This window comes from Brevundimonas sp. SPF441, from assembly GCF_009661015.1.
GTDB lineage: Bacteria > Pseudomonadota > Alphaproteobacteria > Caulobacterales > Caulobacteraceae > Brevundimonas > Brevundimonas vesicularis.
The window spans coordinates 1-255 of record NZ_WJWX01000061.1; the positions used below are offsets into that span (position 1 = coordinate 1).

Below are 255 nucleotides of genomic sequence, written 5' to 3' on the forward strand. Positions count from 1 at the left end.
CCGTCACCGTGTCCAAGAACGACATCCGCGGCCTGGTGAACAACTCGGGCGCCGGTTACGACTCCAACGTCTTCCAGGCCAACCTGCCTTACTCGGTCACCGGCACCTACACCGCCGGCGCCGTCGGTTCCACGGCCGCCGCGACCAACGGCAACTACATCAACCTGGCCGCCAACGCCAACTCCACCAGCGCCAGCCACGGCGCCTGGAAGTCGGCCATGGCCCTGAACGTGAACATCCCCGTTCCGTCCAAGT

The 255-nt window shown here is 65.9% G+C and carries 1 protein-coding gene; it reads left to right on the forward strand.

Features of this window, described 5'->3' with window-relative positions; translation table 11 throughout:
* The coding region (locus GGC30_RS16370; protein ID WP_228763800.1) for a hypothetical protein at positions 1 to 255 on the forward strand (255 nt) is incomplete at both ends.